The following is a 19769-nucleotide window of genomic DNA, read 5'->3' as shown; positions in this document are numbered from 1 at the left end:
CCAGCCCGCCAGGCACCCATCGACCCGCCAGGCACTTCAATGATCGGGCGACGATCGACGCCGATCCGCCCGCATCAGTCCCGATCGGTCCCAATCAGCCGCGATGTGCCAGTTCGAGCTGGAACACCAGCCGCTGCAGGAAGTTCTCCATGCGGCCGTCCGGATTCAGGAAGGCGCAGCCGTAGTGGTGCACGGTATTGTCGTCAAAGCCGACCAGCCAGTGTCCCACCACCTGCATGTCCAGTTCCAGGCGGCCGAGGTCGCCAAAGTCAAGCCGGCATTTCTTGATCACCGTGCCCACCGGCAGCAGGTCCGAGCCGACCGCGCGCGAGCGCAGTCCCACGCCGGAAAGCGAAAGGTCGGCAATGTCGAGCGACAGCGTCTTCTTGTCCGCGCTTTCGGGCAACTGGATTTCGCACCGGTAGCCCTTGGTCAGCAAAGTGCGCGCGCGGAAGTGGCGGCGGCGCTGGAAGTGATAGAGCTTTTCCGGAAAGTCCGCGAGAAAGGCCGGACCGCCCTCGAAACGCGTGGCGCCCGGCGCGCCGACCACGAAGTTGACGGGGACACCGCGCAGCAACCCCGAAAAAGCGTTCTGTTCCGACGACATCAGCGCCTGACGCTCGCCATCGGCGCGGCACCAGTCGAAAACAAAGGTCTTGTTGGCGGGGTCGACGTGGAGAATCGACGTCACGATTTCGGAGCCGCCCTTCGAGCGCACGTTCAGCAGGCACTTCTGCCAGGCCATGTCGCGCAGCACGGTGCCGATTTGCGAACTGTGTGTCAGCCGGTAGCGTTCATCCAACTGTGCCGCGTCCTGCTCGATCGGCTCGTCCTCGAAGTCGGACGTGGATTGGGCTGCCTGAGGCCCGCGGGGATCTTGAAGACTCATGGGATACGCTACGTCGAAAGGTGGTTGCGCCGCGGGCCGCCTTTGACGGACAAAGCACTAAACATCGCATTTGTCTGAATTCTGGCGGCGGCCAGCGCCGCATGGTAAGCGCGGCACCTTAGCCGCGCAAGCATATGCCATGGCCTTCGGCAAAATACGACGCAACTTTAGCGACCGACTTCCGGGGGGTAGCGTCCGCTACGCTTTCTGCCCAGATATCCGCGCCGCGTGCGACTCCTCCGCTTCGGCGCGCAACCAGTCGAGCAATGCGAGCCGACGCGGGTCATCGGCGAATGGGACCGGCGAGATCAGGTGGTATGCCGAGCCGTCGGCCACAAACCCGAGCGGTGCGGCGAGGCGGCCTTCGGCAAGCTCGTCGGCGGCCATCAATTCGGAAGCCATCGCCCAACCCAGACCGGCCGCGGCAGCCTGCAGACTCAGATAGAAGTGTTCGTACCACGCGTCTTGCCGCCCAGCGATCGCGCCGGCACCGGCACAGCGCGCCCAACGCTGCCAGGCGTCCGGGCGCGTGCGGGTATGCAGGAGAGGGACGTCCCGCAGGTCCGTGCGGGCCTGATCCGGCCGACAAACCGGCCCGACCCGTTCCGGCGCGAGTTCCCGCGTGTGCCAGCGCGGATCGAACGGAAAATCGTTCCGTCGCAGCGCCACATCGACGCCGCTGGCCGCGAAATCGATCGCCCCGCCTGCGGCCATCAGATGCAAGGGAATGTCCGGGTAGGCTGTAGAAAAACGGCTCAGTCGCGGAATCAGCCAACGCATCGCAATCGTCGGCTCGCACGACAAGACCAGCGCGGCATTCGGGGCCGCGATGCGAATTTTCTCAGCCGTGGCCGCCAGCAGTTCCATCGATTGCGTGGCGGCGGCGTGCAGCGTCCGGCCTGCCTCGGTCAGGAACACTGCCCGGTTGCGTCGCTCGAACAGCGCCACGCCCAGTGCGTCTTCCAGCTGGCGGATCTGCCGACTGATGGCGCCATGCGTCAGATGCAGCTCTTCGGCTGCGCGCGCGAAATTTTGATGGCGGGCAGCCGCTTCGAAGAAGCGGATCCAGCCCAGCCAATGCATCGATGGCATGCCGATCAGTCAGTTTTTCTCACGGAATTGGCGCAGTATACATCGCTTTCCGTACCCATTTCTGCGGGCCACAATGACGTGGATTCCTTGCCGTGCGCAAAACCGTCATCCACAAAAACTGACTGAAAAATGAGTTCATTCGCGGAAATCCTGGCAGTTGCGACGATTACCATCCTTGCCGTCATCAGTCCGGGGCCGGACTTCGCCATGGTCACGCGCAACAGCTACCTGTACGGGCGGCGCACCGGGCTGTTGTGCGCGCTGGGGATAGGGCTCGGCGTGCAGGTGCACGTGGCCTACACCATGTTCGGGGTATCGCTGTTGATTGCTCACGCCCATCAACTGCTCACCGTCATCAAGCTGCTGGGCGCGGCGTACCTGATCTGGATCGGTCTTCAGACATTGCGCAACCGCACTGCGCTGAGTGTCGACACTTCGGCGGCGCCTGCCATGTCCGGCGCGGCGTCGCTGCGCATGGGGTTCCTGACCAATGCGCTGAATCCGAAGACCACGCTGTTCGTGGTCAGCACGTATACGCAGGTGGTGAACGTCCATACGCCGCTGCCCATGCAGTTTGGCTATGGATTGTTCATGTCCATCACCCACTGGGTATGGTTCAGCATCGTCGCATGGTGCTTCGGCTCGGCCACGCTGCGCGCCGCGATGCTGCGCCGCCAGCGTCTGCTCGACAAGCTGATCGGCTCCACACTATGCGGACTGGGCGTGGCGCTCGGCGTCAGCAATCTGGGCTGACGAGGGGCTGCGTCGCGAGGGGGTACGTTTCGCGCTCGGCATGCCGGGCGCCGTCCGGTTTGAGAAAACTCTCAACGAGTGCAAACCGGTCGACGCGCCATGGCGGCATTGTCAACGCGCCATGCCGTGACAGCCAATCGCGCAGGATCGTGTCAGGCACGCCCGGACGGCAACGCGCCAGTGTCAGATGCGGCCAGAACCGGCGCGCCTCTGCGCCGATTCCTTCGTTTTCCAGCACGCGATCGATGGCGTCGACCAACTGCGCAAGCGGCGCGGATGCCGACAGCCCCGCCCACAACACCGCGCCGCGCCCGCTGCGAAAGCGGCCTACGCCGTCGACCTGCAACGTCATCGCGCTTGCGCGCACCGTGCGCAACCCCAGCGCCACGCGCGCCGCCAACGCTTCATCGCGTTGGCCAAGAAAACGAAGCGTGAGGTGCAGTTGCCCCGGCAGCGTGGGCCGGATACCGTCGTGAACCGGCAAGGTGCGCAACAGATCGACCGCAAGCTCGTGCGGCAAATCGATAGCGACAAAGAGCCTGGGCACGGCTACCGTGCCACTATCACGCGGGCAAAGTCGCGGATTCGAACGCCAGCGCCGCCTGCACGCCCACAGCGCGGTGGGCCACCGCGGCATCGAGCACGCCTTCCAGCGCGAGCAGCGCGCGCTTGCGATCGACGCCACCGGCATAGCCCGTCAGCGCCCCGGACGCACCCACCACGCGGTGGCAAGGCACGATGATCGATAACGGGTTGCGTCCCACGGCGCCGCCCACCGCGCGCGAATGGCTCGGCGGCAAACCCAGCCCCGCCGCAAGTTGCCCGTAGGTCGACGTCTCACCGAAATCAATGTCCCAGAGCGCTTGCCAGATGCGCTGCTGGAAACTGCTGCCGACAAAGCGGAAAGGCACCGTGAACGTGTGCAGCGCCCCGTCGAAATAGGCCGCCAGTTCGTCGGCGGCCTGCGCCATCACGCGCGCGTCTGCCGAAGGAATCGGCTCGACAGGTCTGGCGTGGGCCGGATAGTACTTCTGTCCCGAGAAGAACACGCCCGTGAGCACGCCGTCCTCTGCGCGCAGCAGGATGTCGCCCAGTGGGCTGTTCGTCAGTCGATAGCTGTTCATGCTGCCTGCTCCTCAATGTCGCTGTCCTGCCGGGCGTTGCCGCCGTCCTTGCAAAGTTCGTATCGATGCCAGAGATGAATCGCCGCGTAGGCGCGCCAGGGCGCCCACTGCGCGGTCTTGGCCTGCATCGCACGCGCGGTCGATACGCCGAGCACCTTGCGCAGCGCGTAATCGGTGGCGGGAAACGCGTCCGGCCAACCAAGCGCGCGCATCGCCACGTACTGCGCCGTCCAGTCGCCAATCCCGTCAATCTCCAGCAATTGCGCGACGGTTTGCTCGGGTGTGGCATGCGCATCGAGGGCGATGTCGCCCGACGCCACGCGATGCGCCAGGGCACGAATGGCGCGGATTTTTGGAATCGACACACCGACGGCCTGATAGTCGGCATCTGCTAACGCCGCCAGCGATTGCGCAGTCGGAAACAGGTGCGTCAGCGCTGGCTGCCCGATCGGAGACGCCTCTCCGCCCATGACGTCTTCCGGCAGCGCTTGTCCGGCCATGCGCACCAGCCGGGCCAGAATCCGTCTGGCGTGCACGACCGAAATCACCTGGCCGACGATCGCCCGCACCGCAATTTCAAATCCGTCGAATGTTCCCGGCAGGCGCATGCCCGGCGTTGCCGCGGCAAGATCGCCTAGATGCGCATCGACGATATCTGGCCGGCAACCCAGATCGCATAGCCGGCGCACCCGGCCCAGAACCTGCGGGATGACGTGCGCGAGCGAAGCGGAAAGTGTCACGCGCACCACGGTGCGTTTGGGTACGTGCTCCAGACGTACCCAGCCAGCGTGCCGGACGCCTCCCGATTCGATCGCGATGGTGCGCGAATAAACACCACCGTGACAGTGATCGATACCGTCGATGGCCCGCACAGCGAGGAATTCCAGCAGCTCCGCCCACGCCAACGGCAGCCGGTAACCCAGTTCGAACACCAGCCGGTCCGCCATGCCGTCCGCCGCACGTCGACGCATTGCCAGAGGCGTCAGGCCGTAGCGATCCTTCAACACGTCATTGAAGCGCCGCACGCTGCCAAACCCGGCCGCCAACGCCACTTCCGTCACCGTCAACGTGGTGTCGGTCAGCAGGCGCTTGGCCAACAGCAGCTTCTGGGTCTGTGCATATTCGTGCACGGAAACGCCAAACTCGGTGTCGAACAAGCGGCGCAAATGCCGTTCCGTCACGCCGATCCGCGCGGCAAGTTGCGCCACGCCTGCACCGGTCATGAAGCCTTCGTCGATCAGCGTGGCAGCGGCTTGCGCCAGACGTCCCGAAATATCGGCCAATCCATGGCCTGGCGCCAGTTCCGGACGGCATCGCAGGCATGGCCGGAAACCGTGCTTTTCCGCTGCCGCGGCAGATTCGTAGAACGTGCAGTTCTCGCGCTTGGGCGTGCGCACGGCACAGACCGGCCGGCAGTACACGCCCGTCGACGATACGCCCACGAAAAAGCGGCCGTCGAAACGTCGGTCGTGTGAGGCAATGGCCTTGTAGCAGGTGTCGGGATCGAGTTCCATGGCGTGCATCGTACTGCTTTGCAGCCTCTCAAATACGCTGGAATCGGACATTCTCCTCGCGCTGCCGCAAAGAGGAAATGTCCCCGATTCTGAAAGTGCGCTCGCACGCGTTGGTTTGCGCATTGCAGCAGCTAGAATCTGTTCACCGCGGCCGTGCCACGCCGCCCGGCGCCGATCGGCGCCCTATGTGGAGCATTCTGGAGCCTGCATGAAACGTCGTTCCGTCGTCGGTGTCGTCCGTACTGCCAGGCTGGCGGGCTTCGCTTGCGCCGCCCTGCTGGGCCTGCTGTCCGCGCCCGCCCTGGCGGCGCGAGCCGACGCCGCGCCCTCGCCACATGCCGCGCCACCGGTACAGGCCGTCCGCGTGGCCAGCGTGGAAGGCATTACGGAATACCGGCTGCCCAATGGCTTGCGCGTGCTGTTGGCACCCGACGACGCACAACCTACCACCACCGTGAATGTCACATACCTGGTGGGCAGCCGTCATGAGAACTATGGCGAAACCGGCATGGCGCATCTGCTGGAACACCTTCTGTTCAAGGGCACGCCGTCGCTGCCGGGCAAGACCATTCCCACGGAATTTGCGCGGCGAGGCATGCAGTACAACGGCACGACGACGCAGGACCGTACCAATTTCTTCGAGACCTTCGCCGCCAGCGACGACAACCTCGACTGGGCCCTGCGCATGGAAGCGGACCGCATGGTCAACAGCTTCGTCGCGCGCAAGGACCTCGATAGCGAGATGACCGTGGTGCGCAACGAAATGGAGATTGGCGAGAACAATCCCATGCGGATGCTGCAACAGCAGATGTATGCCGCGGCGTATCGCTGGCACAACTACGGCAAGGCCGTGATCGGCGCGCGCAGCGACGTCGAGCGCGTCGGCATCGAGAACCTGCAGGCTTTCTATCGCCGCTATTACCAGCCGGACAACGCGGTACTGGTGGTGACGGGCCAGTTCGATCCCGCGCGCGCGCTGGCCGGCATCGAGCGCTCGTTCGGGCCGATTCCGCGCCCAAGCCGCGTATTGCCCGTCGAGTACACCATCGAGCCCGCACAGGAAGGCGCACGCGAGGTGCTGCTGACGCGCCCGGGCGACAGCAGCATCGTGGCGGCGATGTATCACGTCGCACCCGGCGCGCATCCCGATATCACGGCCATCGACATGCTGTCCGTCATCCTGGCCGATTCGCCGGGCGGCCGGCTCGAGCGCGCGCTCGTTGACAGCCGCAAGGCCGCCTGGCAGGGATCGTTCTTCACGTCGATGAAGGACCCTGGCGTGATCCTGTTTGCAGCGGGCACGGCACGCGACCGGCCCATCGAGCCGGTACGCGATGCGCTGGTGGCGGCCATCGAAAGCTTCGGCACGCAACCGGTCACCGAAGAAGAAGTCGAGCGCGCCCGCGTGCGCCTGCGCAATGCGTACGAAAAAACCCTCAACGATCCCGCCGCCTACGGCGTGGCGCTGTCGGGCGCCATCGCCAAGGGCGACTGGAGGCTATTCTTCATCAACCGCGATCGCGTCGAAACCACCACGCTGGCCGATGTGCAGCGTGTGGCCGAAAATTACTTCCGGCCGACCAACCGCACCGTTGGGGAGTTCCTGCCGGGCGACAAACCGCAACTCGCCAGCATTCCCGCCGCGCCCGATTTGGCCGCGATCGCGCAGCAATACGTCGGCAAGCCGGCGGCGCAGGCCGTAGCGGCGTTCGATCCCAGTCCCGCCAATATCGACGCCCACACCGTGCGCGAGACGTTGCCCAACGGCATGCGGCTGGCGCTGCTGCCCAAACCGTCGCGCGGCGAGTCCGTCCATGGCACGTTGATCCTGCGGCTCGGCAACGCCGATGCGCTGCAGGGAAAGACCTCGATCGGCGCGCTGACGGCGGCCATGCTCGATCGCGGCGCAGGCGCGTTTGATCGTCAGAAAATTGCCGACCGGTTCGAAGCCCTGAAAGCCAACGTGGCGATTTCCGGCAGCGCCGAGCGGCTTACGGTCCGGTTCGAGACACGCCGCCAATACCTTCCGGATGTGCTGGCGCTGCTGCGCACGGTGCTGCGGATGCCAACGTTCCCGGCTAACGAGCTGGAGACCCTGCGCGCCAGCAGCATCGCCGGCGTGGAAAGCCAGCGCAACCAGCCCGGCGCGATGGCACCGAATGCGCTGGGTCGGTATGGCAACCCCTATCCGGCGGGCGACCCCCGCTACACGCCGACATTCGACGAAAGTGTGACGCGGCTGAAAGCCGTTTCGCTGACTGATCTGCGCGATTTCCACGCGCGCTTCTACGGCGCCGAACACGCGCAGCTTGCCCTCGTCGGCGATTTCGACGCCGATGACGCCATCCGGCAGGCAGCATTCCTGTTTGGCGACTGGCGCGCACAGGTGCAGTTCGAAAGGGTCGATCGGCCTTTCGTCGACATCCCGGCCACGCAATTCAAGCTGGACGCTCCCGGCAAGGCCAATGCGGTGTTCCAGGCGTCGCAACCCATCGACCTCATCGACGATTCGCCCGACTACCCGCTGTTGCTGATTGCCAGCCGCGTACTGGGCGGCACCGGCATGCGCAGCCGGCTGGCGGACCGTCTGCGCCAGCACGAAGGCATCAGCTATGGGGTCTCGAGCTCGGTCTCTGTCGGCGCACTCGATCGCGCGGGCCGCTTTGGCCTCTGGGCCGTGTACGCGCCGCAGAACCTGCCGCGCTTACGCAACGCGGTGGAAGAAGAGATGTCGCGTTTTGTGCGTGACGGCGTGACGGCCGCGGAGGTCTCCGAAGCTGCCAGCGGGTTGTTGCAGCAAGGAATCATCAGTCGTACGCGCGACGCCGCGCTGGCCGGCGCGCTGGCCGATCAGGCATATCTCGGCAGAACCATGGCCCATACCGCCGCAATCGAGGACAGCATCCGTCAAGCAACGCCGCAGGCCGTGAATGCGGCAATCCGGCGCTATCTCGGTCCGGCAACACTGACGCAAGCGTTTGCCGGAGACTTCGGCGGGACCCCTGCCGCCGCGCCGGGCGCCACTTCCCCGGCGGAATCGGCACCGGCTGCGGCCGCAGCCGCGCACGAAGTCACGAAGCCTTGAGACAAGCGGTCGATCACTGTATATTCATACAGTCTTATTGAGATGTTGAGGTGTGGATGTCAATCGTGCGAGCTGGCAGCAAGACCGAAGCGCTCAGGCTTCTGGACTCGAATCAAATGCTGGCGCTTGAGCTGGACTACGAGACAGGCTGGCAAGACGCCGTGGAACTTGGCCGTCTGGGAGAAAAACGCGGTATCAAAGTGCAATATCGCGGACAGGAAAGCATCGCTGTCCGCACGCGGGATGCCTTGATCGAAGGGCTTGGCAAACCCAAGACAACGTTCCGGCAACGAAATCTGTATTGCCAGTTCGACCTCGGCTCGATGGCCGACCATGAACTGCTGGAGCTGGAAGCCAAAGCGGCCCGGCTGGGCGACTACATCCTGGCAGGCCACCTGTTGCGCGACATCGACCTGGTCTGGTCGTAGCACCCTGTCGCCTGACGCTCTGGCGCCCTGACGCTCTGACGCTCTGACGCTCTGACGCCCTGACTGTGGGCGGCGGACGTAAATGCAACATGCGGGTGTATCCCGCTTCCGTGCGCGCACCGGTGGCTAGAAGAGCAGTTTCAGCGCGCAGAATGAATGCGTCGGTCCACGGCAAGCCAGGTACTCGCTGCTTGACCGTGCATCGGCTCGCTAAGGTCCACGCTGGGCGCCGGTATCGGTCCTTCGCTGGTAGACTGATTTCGACTACGTGGAGCAGGCCGCTTCGTCGCTCGTGGTGGCGATCCGGTCATCATTACGTTGGACCCGCTGGAAGGTGGGCTAAGTGATGTCTGTTTAGCAACCGGAGACATGTCATGGTCAAACTCGCGTTGTTCGTTCGCCTGGAAGCCAAGCCCGGAAAGGAGAAAGAGGTAGAGAACTTTCTTCTAAGTGGTCTCGCCCTCGTTCAGGCGGAGCCAGCTACAACGGCCTGGTTCGGCCTCCGCTTGGGGCCGTCCACCTTTGGCATCTTTGACGCGTTTCCAGATGAGGCTGGGCGGCAAGCCCATCTTTCCGGCAAAGTCGCAGCCGCGCTTATGGAAAAAGCAGGTGAGCTATTCGCCGAGCCGCCGTCAATCGAAAAGATTGATGTTCTTGCTGCAAAGCTGCCCGGCTGAGCAAGCTCAGCAAGTCGCTCGAGCTGACAGCTTACTGGCGCCGTTAGTGCGCGTTGGCGCTCCGTTTGATGCCTGCGTTTGGATAGCCACCAGTTGTCCCGTTCGTTTGAAGAACGCCATGGGCGCACTCGATCCGCTCTGGGAATATGGCGGCATCCATAGGAACGCCTTCACCATTAGGCTCATTCCACAACGCAAGACTACTGGGGAGCGCGCCAAGCTTGACTGGACGCTTGGCTCTTTGCTAAGCCCGGCCGCCAACCGTGCAAATTTCGATTGGCGCTGGCACCTGACGCCAATTATTGCCAGACGCGCGTAGCGCCGGCCCACCGGGCGGCGGCAGATGCGTGCATCATCGCGCAGTCGGCTTCGGAAGCCGTCGTGGACGGTTGTTCGGTCCCGTCGAAAGCCGTGCAGCACAACACGGCCGTCACCAGTGTCTTGATATGTCCTCGCCCGGACTCGACAAGTGCGGCGACGCGCTCATATCCGTCGAGCACGATCAGGCTGTCGCCCGCGTTTGGGCGCAGTTCCAGTTCGTACAGGTGATCGCATTCGCAGCGCATCCGGCCGCCCGATACGGCCAGGACGATCGCGCTGGGCAGCGCCAGGCCGCAGTCGCGCACGGTATCGCGCAATCGATCGAGGTGCGCCTGCGCGCGGTAGTCGCGCGCCGAATGGGTCGGCTCAGGGCTCGCGGTCAGCGCCATCAACTCATTGGCCGACACCGCCAGCGTATAGGCTTGCACCATGGTTCGGTACGTTGCCACCACGGCGCGCAAGCGATGCACGCCGTCTTCGTTGGCAGCGCGCTGAACTTGCGCACCCGTTGTCTGGATTTTGTTCATCCTGTCTCCTGTCCCGTGCTTGGCCGGTGTCATGCGCAGCGTGTCAACAAAACGAAGCAGAGCGATTTCGGCTGCGCGGCGACACAAAACGGGTCGCCGCGCAGCGCCGCGTCAACGCCAGAAGCGCTGGCGCGCCGCTTAGTCGCGCAGCAACTGCTTGGCGATGATGATCTGCTGGATTTGCGTCGTGCCTTCGTACAGGCGCAGCAGGCGCACGTCCCGGTAGAAACGCTCGGCCTTATATTCGGCGATATAGCCGGCGCCACCGTGGATCTGCACGGCGCGGTCGGCTACGCGGCCGACCATCTCGGTACAGAACATCTTTGTGCACGATGCCAGCATGCTGACTTCTGGATCGCTCTTGCCGGCCGGCTTTGCGTCGTAGCGCTGCGCGCAGTCGCGCACCATCGACAAGCCTGCATAGAGTTCGGCCTGGCTGTCGGCCAGCATGCCCTGGATCAGTTGGAAGTCGCCGATCGGCTTGCCAAATTGCTTGCGCTCCTTGGCATACGCCACCGCGTCCGTGATCAGCCGATGCGCCATGCCGCAAGCCAGTGCGGAGATATGCAGACGGCCGCGATCCAGCACCTTCATGGCGGTCTTGAAACCGACGCCCGGAACGCCACCGATGATGTTTGCGGCCGGCACGCGCACGTTCTCAAGCACCACGTCGCACGTCTTGGTGCCACGCTGTCCCATCTTCTTGTCCGGCTTGCCGAGCGAGATTCCCGGCGTGTCGGCGGGCACGATGAACGAAGAGATACCCGAGGCGCCCGGGCCGCCGGTGCGCGCCATCAGCGTGAAGGCGCCGGCGCGCGGCGCATTGGTGATGAAGCGCTTGGTGCCGTTGATGACATAGTGGTCCCCGTCGAGCTCGGCGCGCGTCTGCAACGACGCCGCGTCGGAACCGGCGTTCGGCTCTGTCAGCGCGAAGGAGATCACCAGTTCGCCGCTGGCGATCCGCGGCAGGTAATTCTGCTTCTGCTCCTCGGTGCCATCCATCAGGATGCCCTGCGAGCCAATGCCCACATTGGTGCCGAACACCGAGCGGAACGCGAAGGCGGTGTGGCCGAGGTCATAGACCACATCGCATTCCTGCGACATCGACAGGCCGATGCCGCCGTAGTTTTCCGGGATCGAGATGCCGAACAGGCCCATCTCCTTCATGTCGGCCACGATATCGGCCGGCACGTCGTCGATTTCTTCCAGCGTGTCTTCCGCCGGCTTCAGGCGCTCATCGATAAAACGCTGCACCGAAGCGCGCAGCAGGGAAAAGGATTCGGCGTCGAGGGCCATGGCAGTCTCCATCAAGTCGACACAACAACAATGGGCGCCAATGGTACGCCGACCATCGAATTTGACAATCCACGCGGAGTTGTACAGAACCGATAATTATTTTTGACAATAACGCGCCGGGCGTTATTCGGCGCATTTCGCGCGGGCCAGCTTTTCACGCGAGTAGCCATATGCCACGCGCAATTGGTGTTCGATGGCGTCGGCCTGATCCAGGCAGGCAAACACGAGGTCGTCCTTGAATTTCTGGGTCACGCCCTTGAGGCGTGGCGCCTCGTAGGAAATCTGCCGCGCGCGACAGCGCATTTCCAGCAGCGCGGGTTCGGACGCGGTCCGCAACTGGCCCTGATCGATACGCTGGCACTGGACGAGATCGGGCTCGGCCCAGACCACGGCGGGCACCATCAGCAGCGCAATCCAAAGGTTTCGCAGCACGGACATTGACAAGAGGATCGAAGAATGCGGCGCTGAAAATTGAATCGGCCTGCATGATTGCGCAGCCCCGCGGACCATGAAAGGTATCCGCATGACGAAGCTCAGGCCAGTGAAAATTTTCAATGGCCTCGCTTCGCATTTGGCGGCGCCTATAAAAACTCTATCCAATGATCGGAACAATGCCGTGCAAATCCTATAGGCGATAAGGATCACGCAATGATTCGCCCGCATCATGCGGCAGGCTGCCGCTGGGCAGCCCGGAAAATCCGGGGTACGCTTGCCATGCACACGGGTTCTGCCCTGCGGCCCGCCACTCAGGTATCGCGCTGGCCCGCCGCCCCGCATCCCGTTCCGATTCAGCGGCGCCACCGCCGTCAAGTACACAAGAAGGTCCTATGACAGACATCGCCTCCCCCAGCCTCTCCGGCACCGCACCATCTCCCGAGGAAACCAGAAAACGCGTCTTTGCCATCGTTGCCGCTTCGTCGGGCAATCTGGTGGAGTGGTTCGATTTCTATATCTACGCGTTCAGCGCGATCTACTTCGCGCCATCGTTCTTCCCCAAGGCGGACCCTACTGCGCAGCTCCTGAACACCGCCGGCGTGTTTGCGGCCGGCTTCCTGATGCGCCCGATCGGCGGATGGCTGTTCGGCCGGATCGCCGACCGCAACGGCCGCAAGAACTCGATGCTGATCTCGGTGGTCATGATGTGCTTCGGTTCGCTGCTGATTGCGTGCCTGCCCACGTATGCCGCCATCGGCAACCTGGCGCCCGCGCTGCTGCTGCTGGCGCGCCTGCTGCAAGGCCTGTCGGTCGGCGGCGAATACGGCACCACCGCCACCTACATGAGCGAAGTGGCGCTCAAGGGCCGGCGGGGCTTCTTCTCGTCGTTCCAGTATGTGACGCTGATCGGCGGCCAGTTGCTGGCCGTGCTGGTGGTGGTTGTGCTGGAGCAGCTGCTGACCGAGGCCGAACTGAAGGCCTACGGCTGGCGCATCCCGTTCGTGGTGGGCGCGATCACGGCCGTGGTGGCATTGCTGCTGCGCCGCACGCTGCACGAGACGACCACCGCGCAGCAACGCAACAGCAAGGAAGCGGGCAGCGTGGCGGAGCTTTTCCGTCATCACAAGGCCGCGTTCTTCACCGTGCTGGGCTACACGGCGGGCGGGTCGCTGATTTTCTACACGTTCACCACGTACATGCAGAAATTCCTGGTCAACACCGCTGGTCTGCCGATCAAGACGACCAGCTACGTGATGACCGGCTGCCTGTTCCTCTACATGTGCATGCAGCCGTTCTTCGGCGCGCTGTCCGACCGCATCGGCCGTCGCAACAACATGCTGTTGTTCGGCGCGCTCGGCGCCATCGCCACGGTGCCGATCCTGACCGCGCTGAAGACTGTGTCGAGCCCCGAGCTGGCTGGCCTGCTGATCTGCATCGCGCTGGCCATCGTCAGCTTCTACACGTCGATCAGCGGCATCGTTAAGGCCGAAATGTTCCCACCCGAAGTGCGCGCGCTCGGCGTGGGCCTGGCCTATGCCGTCGCCAACGCGCTGTTCGGCGGCACCGCGGAATACGTGGCGCTTGGGCTGAAATCGATCGGCCACGAGAACGCGTTCTACTGGTATGTCACGGCCATGATGGTGCTGGCGTTCCTGGTCAGCCTGCGCCTGCCGCGCCAGGCCAAGTACCTGCATCACGAGCACTAGGGCGAGCGCCGCGCGCAGCGGCGTCGGTGCGCACCGACGCCACGGCGAACGGCCATGGCACACTGAGGGGCCTTCGGGCCCCTTTTTCGTTTCCACGCCAGCCTCGTCATGGATCTCAACGCCCTGCGCCTGTTCGTCGACATCGTCGACGCCGGCAACCTCAGCGCCGCCGCCCGCAAGCTCAAGATGACGCGCGCCAATGTCAGCTATCACCTCAAGGCGCTCGAAGAAGAACTTGGCGTGCAACTGCTGCGGCGGACCACGCGTCACGTGGAACCGACGCCAGTGGGCGCCGGCCTGTACGAGCACGGCCGCAACATCCTCGGCGAGGTGGCCGCCGCAAACGCGCTGATCAGCAGCATGGGCAAGAGCCTGCAGGGCCATGTGCGGCTGTCGGTGCCGACCGGGCTGGGCCACGCGCTGCTGTCGCCGCTGCTGGTGCAGTTCAAGCGCCGCTATCCTGATATCACGCTCGATGTGGTGTTCGACAACCGCATCCACAATCTCGTCTCGGAGGATGTGGAGGTGGCGCTGCGCATCATTTCCACGCCGCCCGATTCGGTCGTCGCCACGGAGATCGGCACGGTCGACTGGGTGGTGTGCGCCGCGCCGTCATATCTGCAGGGCCGCGCGATGCCGACAGTGTTGGCAGATCTCTCCGCGCATGACATCGTCTGCGCGTCGCCGATCGGGCAGAAGCTCAAGGCGGCAGGCACGCGGCACGACACCGGCGAGCGCGAGCAGGTTGTACTGGAGCCGACACTCAGCTCCGAGAATTTTGCCTTTCTGAAGGACGCCGTCGTCAGCGGCCTCGGTATCGGCATCTTTCCACTTTACGCGGTCGGCGCCGACCTCCGAGACGGCACGCTGGCACCCTTGCTGCCGGCATACCGGATCAGCGTGTTCGGCAGCAAGCTCTACATGCTGACGATGCCCAATCGCTACCAGACCATGGCCACGCGCTACCTGCTGACGTTTCTGAAGACCGAATTGCAGGCGGTCTGGCCCCGCGTGGGCGCCGGCAGTGCCTATAGTGAGAGCACCCAGGACTGAACCGCGCGCTGGCGCGGAAGGAAGGTAGTCATCATGGCAATGGCAGGCACCCTGGCTGGCAGGCTCAGCCGCATGAACAGCCAGTTCGACATCATCCGCCACCCGTACAGCCTCAGCAGCATGGCCACTGCACAGGCCGCACATGTTCCCGGAAACCGACTGGCCAAAACCGTATTGCTTGAAGACGAAGCCGGCTACGTGGCGGCAGTGATCCCTTCGTCGCACCACCTGCAGATGGCGGCGATCTGCGCGCAGACGGGCCGCCAGCTGGTATTGGCCCATGAGGACGAGATCCGCGAGGTGTTCAAGGATTGCGACCTCGGCGCGATCCCGCCGTGCGCGACGTCGTACGGCATGCGGACCTACGTGGACGAAAGCCTGCTGGAAGAGCCGGAAATCTGGTTCGAAGCCGGCGACCACATGGAACTCGTGCATATGGATCGCGAGCAGTTCATGAACCTGATGAGTGACGCCGAACGCGGCCGCTTTTCGCACCGCATGATGTAGGCGGGCTCAAGTGCGCGACAGCGTGGCGGATGCCGCGACGCTGTCGTCCTTCAGATCCACGCCGGACTTGCCCAGCGCCACAGCGCCACGCAGCAGGAAGACCAGCCGGTCCGCCGCCTGCGCATATGGCAGTCCTTCGGGCCGCACATTCGAGATGCAGTTGCGCTGCGCATCGGTACGGCCCACGCGCGGGTCGTAGGTCAGGTAGATGCCGAGGCTGTCCGGCGAACTGAGTCCCGGCCGCTCGCCGATCAGCATCACTACCTGTCGTGCGCCCAGTTGCTCGCCGATATCGTCGCCCAGCGCGACGCGAGATTGCCGCGCAATCACCACCGGGCCGATATGCCATTGCCGCAATCGCGCCAGCACCGCCTGCAGCAGAGGCACCGCGTGGCGCTGCGCGGCCAGCGCGGACAAGCCGTCCGCCACGACAAACACCACGTCATAGGGCCGATCGGGACGCGCCTGCGCACGCAGTCGCGCGCGACTGTCATCGTCCAGACGCCGCCCCAGGTCGGGCCGGCGCAGATATTGGTCGCGATCGGCGGCGGCGCTGTGCACCGGCAATCCTGTCAGGCCGATTTCGCGCAGGGCGGCTTCCACCCCCGTCACATCGAGCGGCAGATGTACGGCGTCGCGCGCCTGCGCATGGGCCAGTCCGAACGACAGGATCGTCTGGGTAGTCTGCGCGTGCCCGGTGCGGCCGATGCCAACGCGCGCGCGCGTGAACTGCCGCAGCCGGCGCCACGGATCGTCGGGCCCTGTGTCTTCCGGGGGCGGATTGATTGGCGTCGATTCCATGCGCGGCTCCGGTGCGTCAAAGCGTCTGCGCCATCGTCAGCAGCGGCTGGCGCGCGGGCGGATCGAGCAGTCGTCCGGCCTCGTCGAAGATTCCCATGCGCTGCAGCCATGCTTCGAATTCCGGCGCGGGCCGCAAGCCCATCACCTCGCGCAGGTAAAGCGCGTCGTGAAACGAGGTGCTCTGGTAGTTGAGCATGATGTCGTCCGCGCCGGGCACGCCCATGATGAAGTTGATGCCAGCCGCGCCGAACAGCGTCAGCAGCGTGTCCATGTCGTCCTGGTCCGCTTGCGCGTGGTTGGTGTAGCAGATATCGCAACCCATCGGCACACCCAGCAACTTGCCGCAGAAATGGTCTTCCAGGCCCGCGCGGATGATCTGCTTGCCATCGTAGAGATACTCGGGGCCGATAAAGCCCACCACGGTATTGACCAGCAGCGGCTGGTAGCGGCGCGCCACGGCATAGGCGCGCGCCTCCATGGTCTGCTGGTCGACGCCATGATGCGCATTGGCCGACAGCGCGCTGCCTTGTCCGGTTTCGAAATACATCAGATCGCTGCCGACGGTGCCGCGCCGCAGCGACAGCGCAGCCTGGTGCGCTTCGTCCAGTAGCGCCAGCGAAATACCGAACGCCTCGTTGGCCGCCTGGCTGCCGGCCACCGACTGGAACACCAGATCGACTGGCGCGCCCTGGTCGATGGCGCGCAGCGTGTTGGTAACGTGGGTGAGCACGCACGATTGCGTGGGCACATCGTAGCGGGACCGGATATCGTCGACCAGCTTCAGCAGCGAGACAATCGCGCCAAGGTTGTCGCTGGCCGGATTGATGCCGATGGTGGCATCGCCGCAGCCATAGAGCAGCCCGTCGACGATCGATGCGGCAATGCCGCGCGGATCGTCGGTGGGATGGTTTGGCTGCAGCCGCACGGACAGCCGCCCCGGTAGCCCGATCGTGCTGCGGAACGCCGTGACCACGCGGCACTTGCGCGCCACCGCGATGAGGTCCTGGTTGCGCATCAGCTTGCTGACCGCCGCCGCCATCTCCGGCGTGATGCCGGGCGCCACGCGCGCCAACGCGGCCGTATCGGTGTCGTCACGCAGCAGCCAGTTGCGGAAATCGCCCACGGTCAGGCTGGCAATCTCCCCGAAAGCGTTGGCGTCATGGCTATCGACAATCAGGCGCGTGACGTCGTCGTCCTCGTAGGGCACCAGCGCCTCGGTCAGGCAATGCGACAACGGCATGTCCGCCAGCGCCATGCGCGCCGCCATCCGCTCTTCCTCGCTGACGGCAGCCAGGCCGGCCAGCGCATCGCCCGAGCGCGCGGGGCTGGCGCGCGCCAGCAGCGTGCGCAAATCGGCAAACACATGCCGGCGCGTGCCGACGGTATGGGTAAAGGCCATGCGGTCTCCGGAGAAATCGTTGCGCCGTCCTTTTGCTCCTCACTATAGGCGAGCCAGTCGAGCGGGGACGCAAGATCCGCGCCCGGCCCGGCATCGCGGTCCATGTATGCTCATGCTGACTTGCCATTGTGATGCGCCACATCGACAATCCGCCTCAGCCATTTCCTCCTCCACATCGCGTCCCCGCCGAAACATGCCGCAGCAGTTGGAAACCGAACACACCCAAGACCGCGCCGACGTGGCCGGCGCCGCCCCCACGACTTCCTCGACCACCCGGCCCTGGCTGGCGCCGGGCAGGTGGTCGCCCGTCACGGCGGTGTCATATGTGATTGCCGGCGGCGCGCTGCTGCTGGTCATGCATGCCAATCTGGTTGCCGCGCTGCTGGCCGGGCTGCTGCTCTATTCGCTGGTCGATGTGCTGGCGCCGCGCCTGACCCATTCGCGACGCGACGCGCTCGCCGTGTTCATCCTGTCGGCGGTCATCCTGCTGGGGCTGACCGGCGGCATCTGGGCGCTGGTGCATTTTCTGAGCGTCGACAGTTCCACCATAGACCGGCTGCTCGACCACGCCGCCAGCATCATCGACCAGTCCCGCGCCCAGTTACCGGCCTGGCTGAGCGAGTATCTGCCGAATGGCGTCGAGGAATTGGCGACCACGCTGATTGCCGCGCTGCGCGAACACGCCCAGATGGCGCAACGGCTGGGCACCGACATCCTGCGCACGCTGCTGCATATCCTGGTGGGCCTGATCATCGGCGCAATGGTTGCGCTGTACCGCGCCATCGCGCGACCCAACCGCCGGCCGCTGGCCGGTGCGCTGATCGATCGCGCCCGCACGCTGCAGCAGTCGTTCGCGCAGTTCATTTTCGCGCAGATCCAGATTTCGCTGATCAACACGGTGCTGACGGCAACCTACCTTCTGGTGGTGTTGCCGATGTTCCACCAGCACTTGCCATTGTCGAAGACGCTGGTGGCCGTCACCTTCCTGGCGGGGCTGCTGCCGGTGATCGGCAACCTGATCTCGAATACCGCGATCGTCGTGGCCTCGCTCTCGGTGTCGCTGCCGATCGCCATCGTGTCGCTGCTGTATCTGGTGGTGATCCACAAGCTCGAGTACTTCCTGAACGCGCGCATCATCGGCGCCCGCATCCAGGCCGCGGCCTGGGAATTGCTGACCGTGATGCTGCTGATGGAAACCCTCTACGGCATTTCCGGCGTGATTGCCGGGCCCATCTTCTATGCGTATCTCAAGCGCGAGCTGACCACCGCGGAACTCGTGTAATGGCCGACAGGCGGCGGCTCCTGCGCTGCAACGGGCGCCGCCAAGTGCTTGATTCGATTGGGTTGTGATACGCAGCAATTGGTACGACCAATTGCCCGGCCCAGCGTTGTCCTTAGCCGCCGCTGCCTTCCACCTTGCTGCGCACGAAATCGATATGCGTCTGCATGGCCGTGCGCGCTTCTTCGGGACGCCGCGCCAGAATGGCCTCGCACAGCGTGCGGTGCTGAAGCAGCAGCAGGTCCGACGACGCCGCGTCGGCCTCGCGCAGTCCCGTGCCGTTGATCGTAATGTGCTCGCGCAGCATCCCCAACACACTGGTATGCAGATGCAGGAACATCGTGTTGTGTGACGCCTGCGCGATGGCGTCGTGCAGTCTGGCATCGGCGCTGGCTTCGCCCGCCTTGTCGTCGACCTTGCGCGAACGCTCCAGCTCCTTCATCAGCGCGCGTATACGTTTGAGGTCTGCGGCGTCGGCGCGCAGCGCCGCGAAATATGCGGTGGCCCCTTCAAGCACGCGGCGAAACTCCAGGATGTCGTCGCGCAGCGCGGGATGGTCCGCTACCAGTTGCCCCCAGGGCGATGCAATGCCGGTGCGCAGTTGGTCGGTCACGTATACACCCGCGCCGCGCCGGCTCTGTAGCAGGCCGCGCGCCGCTAGGCGCTGAATCGCTTCACGGATCGTGTTGCGCGCCACGTCATAGCGCTCGGCCAGCACGCGCTCGGCCGGCAGGCGCGCGCCAACAGGCCAAGTGCCGTCCAGCAACGCCGTTTCCAGCTTGCGCATGATGTCTTCCACGCGATTGCGCGCGCTGCCTGCCATCGATCGATCCCTTGCCTGCCGTATTGTTGCCGTGGCGCCCGAAAATTGGTCCAACCAATT

General features: G+C 64.5%; 21 protein-coding genes. 10 read left to right on the top strand and 11 right to left on the bottom strand.

Translation table 11 applies throughout. The annotated features are described in order from the left end of the window. Positions 1-94: 94 nt before the first annotated feature. Positions 95-889 carry a flagellar brake protein gene (locus AC1RKI_RS24490; RefSeq protein ID WP_492797690.1) on the bottom strand — a complete coding sequence of 265 codons (795 nt, stop codon included), beginning with the start codon at positions 887-889 and terminating at the stop codon, positions 95-97. Between the two features lie 198 nt (positions 890-1087). After that, on the bottom strand, positions 1088-1972 hold the full coding sequence (locus AC1RKI_RS24485; protein WP_150982101.1) for a LysR substrate-binding domain-containing protein: 885 nt from the start codon (positions 1970-1972) through the stop codon (positions 1088-1090). On the opposite strand from AC1RKI_RS24485, the gene AC1RKI_RS24480 reads away from it, so the two are divergent. Then, entirely contained in the window at positions 1883-2107 is a 225-nt protein-coding gene (locus tag AC1RKI_RS24480; protein WP_170292636.1) for a hypothetical protein, read from the top strand. The two genes, AC1RKI_RS24485 and AC1RKI_RS24480, sit on opposite strands and share 90 nt — an antisense overlap. Positions 2108-2110: 3 nt before the next feature. Further along, positions 2111-2734, top strand: a complete 624-nt coding sequence (locus AC1RKI_RS24475) for a LysE family translocator (protein ID WP_061957640.1) — start codon at positions 2111-2113, stop codon at positions 2732-2734. Here the strand turns inward: AC1RKI_RS24475 and thpR are convergent. From thpR to AC1RKI_RS24460, 3 genes are read right to left on the bottom strand one after another with little or no spacing between them, the layout of a single operon-like run. Beyond that, positions 2718-3281: an RNA 2',3'-cyclic phosphodiesterase gene (thpR, locus tag AC1RKI_RS24470; protein WP_492797691.1), complete on the bottom strand. Its 564-nt coding sequence runs from the start codon at positions 3279-3281 to the stop codon at positions 2718-2720. The two genes, AC1RKI_RS24475 and thpR, sit on opposite strands and share 17 nt — an antisense overlap. Positions 3282-3297: 16 nt before the next feature. Beyond that, complete coding sequence (locus AC1RKI_RS24465) at positions 3298-3858, bottom strand: methylated-DNA--[protein]-cysteine S-methyltransferase (protein WP_492797692.1); 561 nt, start codon at positions 3856-3858, stop codon at positions 3298-3300. Then, positions 3855-5372, bottom strand: a complete 1518-nt coding sequence (locus AC1RKI_RS24460; RefSeq protein WP_492797693.1) for an AlkA N-terminal domain-containing protein — start codon at positions 5370-5372, stop codon at positions 3855-3857. Before AC1RKI_RS24460 ends, AC1RKI_RS24465 begins: the two co-directional genes overlap by 4 nt. Positions 5373-5580: 208 nt before the next feature. On the opposite strand from AC1RKI_RS24460, the gene AC1RKI_RS24455 reads away from it, so the two are divergent. The 4 genes from AC1RKI_RS24455 to AC1RKI_RS24440 all read left to right on the top strand — a co-directional run bounded on the left by AC1RKI_RS24455 (position 5581) and on the right by AC1RKI_RS24440 (position 9881). Next, positions 5581-8457, top strand: a complete 2877-nt coding sequence (locus tag AC1RKI_RS24455; RefSeq protein ID WP_492797695.1) for a M16 family metallopeptidase — start codon at positions 5581-5583, stop codon at positions 8455-8457. Between the two features lie 56 nt (positions 8458-8513). Then, positions 8514-8885, top strand: coding sequence for a hypothetical protein (locus AC1RKI_RS24450; protein WP_061957636.1), 372 nt, complete (start codon positions 8514-8516; stop codon positions 8883-8885). A 374-nt stretch (positions 8886-9259) separates the two neighbouring features. Then, positions 9260-9562 (top strand): putative quinol monooxygenase, encoded by a 303-nt coding sequence (locus AC1RKI_RS24445; RefSeq protein ID WP_061957635.1) that lies wholly within the window; start codon positions 9260-9262, stop codon positions 9560-9562. Further along, positions 9534-9881, top strand: coding sequence for a hypothetical protein (locus AC1RKI_RS24440; RefSeq protein WP_492797697.1), 348 nt, complete (start codon positions 9534-9536; stop codon positions 9879-9881). Before AC1RKI_RS24445 ends, AC1RKI_RS24440 begins: the two co-directional genes overlap by 29 nt. Here AC1RKI_RS24440 and AC1RKI_RS24435 read toward each other — a convergent pair. The 3 genes from AC1RKI_RS24435 to AC1RKI_RS24425 form a co-directional block, all read right to left on the bottom strand. After that, positions 9862-10410 (bottom strand): hypothetical protein, encoded by a 549-nt coding sequence (locus AC1RKI_RS24435; protein ID WP_492797699.1) that lies wholly within the window; start codon positions 10408-10410, stop codon positions 9862-9864. The genes AC1RKI_RS24440 and AC1RKI_RS24435 overlap by 20 nt on opposite strands. Positions 10411-10548: 138 nt before the next feature. Continuing rightward, positions 10549-11706, bottom strand: a complete 1158-nt coding sequence (locus AC1RKI_RS24430) for an acyl-CoA dehydrogenase family protein (protein ID WP_061957661.1) — start codon at positions 11704-11706, stop codon at positions 10549-10551. 123 nt (positions 11707-11829) lie between these two features. After that, positions 11830-12144, bottom strand: coding sequence for a hypothetical protein (locus AC1RKI_RS24425; protein WP_150982087.1), 315 nt, complete (start codon positions 12142-12144; stop codon positions 11830-11832). Between the two features lie 389 nt (positions 12145-12533). On the opposite strand from AC1RKI_RS24425, the gene AC1RKI_RS24420 reads away from it, so the two are divergent. From AC1RKI_RS24420 to AC1RKI_RS24410, 3 genes are all read left to right on the top strand, one after another. Further along, a complete protein-coding gene (locus AC1RKI_RS24420; RefSeq protein ID WP_061957632.1) occupies positions 12534-13847 on the top strand; it encodes an MFS family transporter in 1314 nt (437 codons plus the stop codon). Between the two features lie 108 nt (positions 13848-13955). Next, positions 13956-14900, top strand: coding sequence for a LysR family transcriptional regulator (locus tag AC1RKI_RS24415; protein WP_061957631.1), 945 nt, complete (start codon positions 13956-13958; stop codon positions 14898-14900). 33 nt (positions 14901-14933) lie between these two features. Then, positions 14934-15407 carry an aminoacyl-tRNA deacylase gene (locus AC1RKI_RS24410; RefSeq protein ID WP_061957630.1) on the top strand — a complete coding sequence of 158 codons (474 nt, stop codon included), beginning with the start codon at positions 14934-14936 and terminating at the stop codon, positions 15405-15407. A 6-nt stretch (positions 15408-15413) separates the two neighbouring features. Here AC1RKI_RS24410 and eutC read toward each other — a convergent pair whose 3' ends face one another. Together eutC and AC1RKI_RS24400 are read right to left on the bottom strand one after the other, a co-directional pair. After that, positions 15414-16208, bottom strand: a complete 795-nt coding sequence (gene eutC, locus AC1RKI_RS24405) for an ethanolamine ammonia-lyase subunit EutC (RefSeq protein WP_492797702.1) — start codon at positions 16206-16208, stop codon at positions 15414-15416. A gap of 16 nt (positions 16209-16224) precedes the next feature. Then, on the bottom strand, positions 16225-17607 hold the full coding sequence (locus AC1RKI_RS24400) for an ethanolamine ammonia-lyase subunit EutB (protein ID WP_492797704.1): 1383 nt from the start codon (positions 17605-17607) through the stop codon (positions 16225-16227). Positions 17608-17800: 193 nt separating this feature from the next. On the opposite strand from AC1RKI_RS24400, the gene AC1RKI_RS24395 reads away from it, so the two are divergent. Continuing rightward, the gene (locus AC1RKI_RS24395) at positions 17801-18889 is read left to right on the top strand and encodes an AI-2E family transporter (RefSeq protein WP_061957627.1); all 1089 of its coding nucleotides are present in this window, start codon (positions 17801-17803) and stop codon (positions 18887-18889) included. A gap of 112 nt (positions 18890-19001) precedes the next feature. On the opposite strand, the gene AC1RKI_RS24390 is transcribed toward AC1RKI_RS24395, so the two are convergent. After that, on the bottom strand, positions 19002-19709 hold the full coding sequence (locus AC1RKI_RS24390) for a FadR/GntR family transcriptional regulator (RefSeq protein WP_223506000.1): 708 nt from the start codon (positions 19707-19709) through the stop codon (positions 19002-19004). Positions 19710-19769: the final 60 nt, after the last annotated feature.

This window comes from Cupriavidus sp. GW822-FHT06G04 (assembly GCF_058799075.1).
Note: the sequence above shows the minus strand (reverse complement) of the source record. Positions and strands in the feature narration are given on the sequence as shown.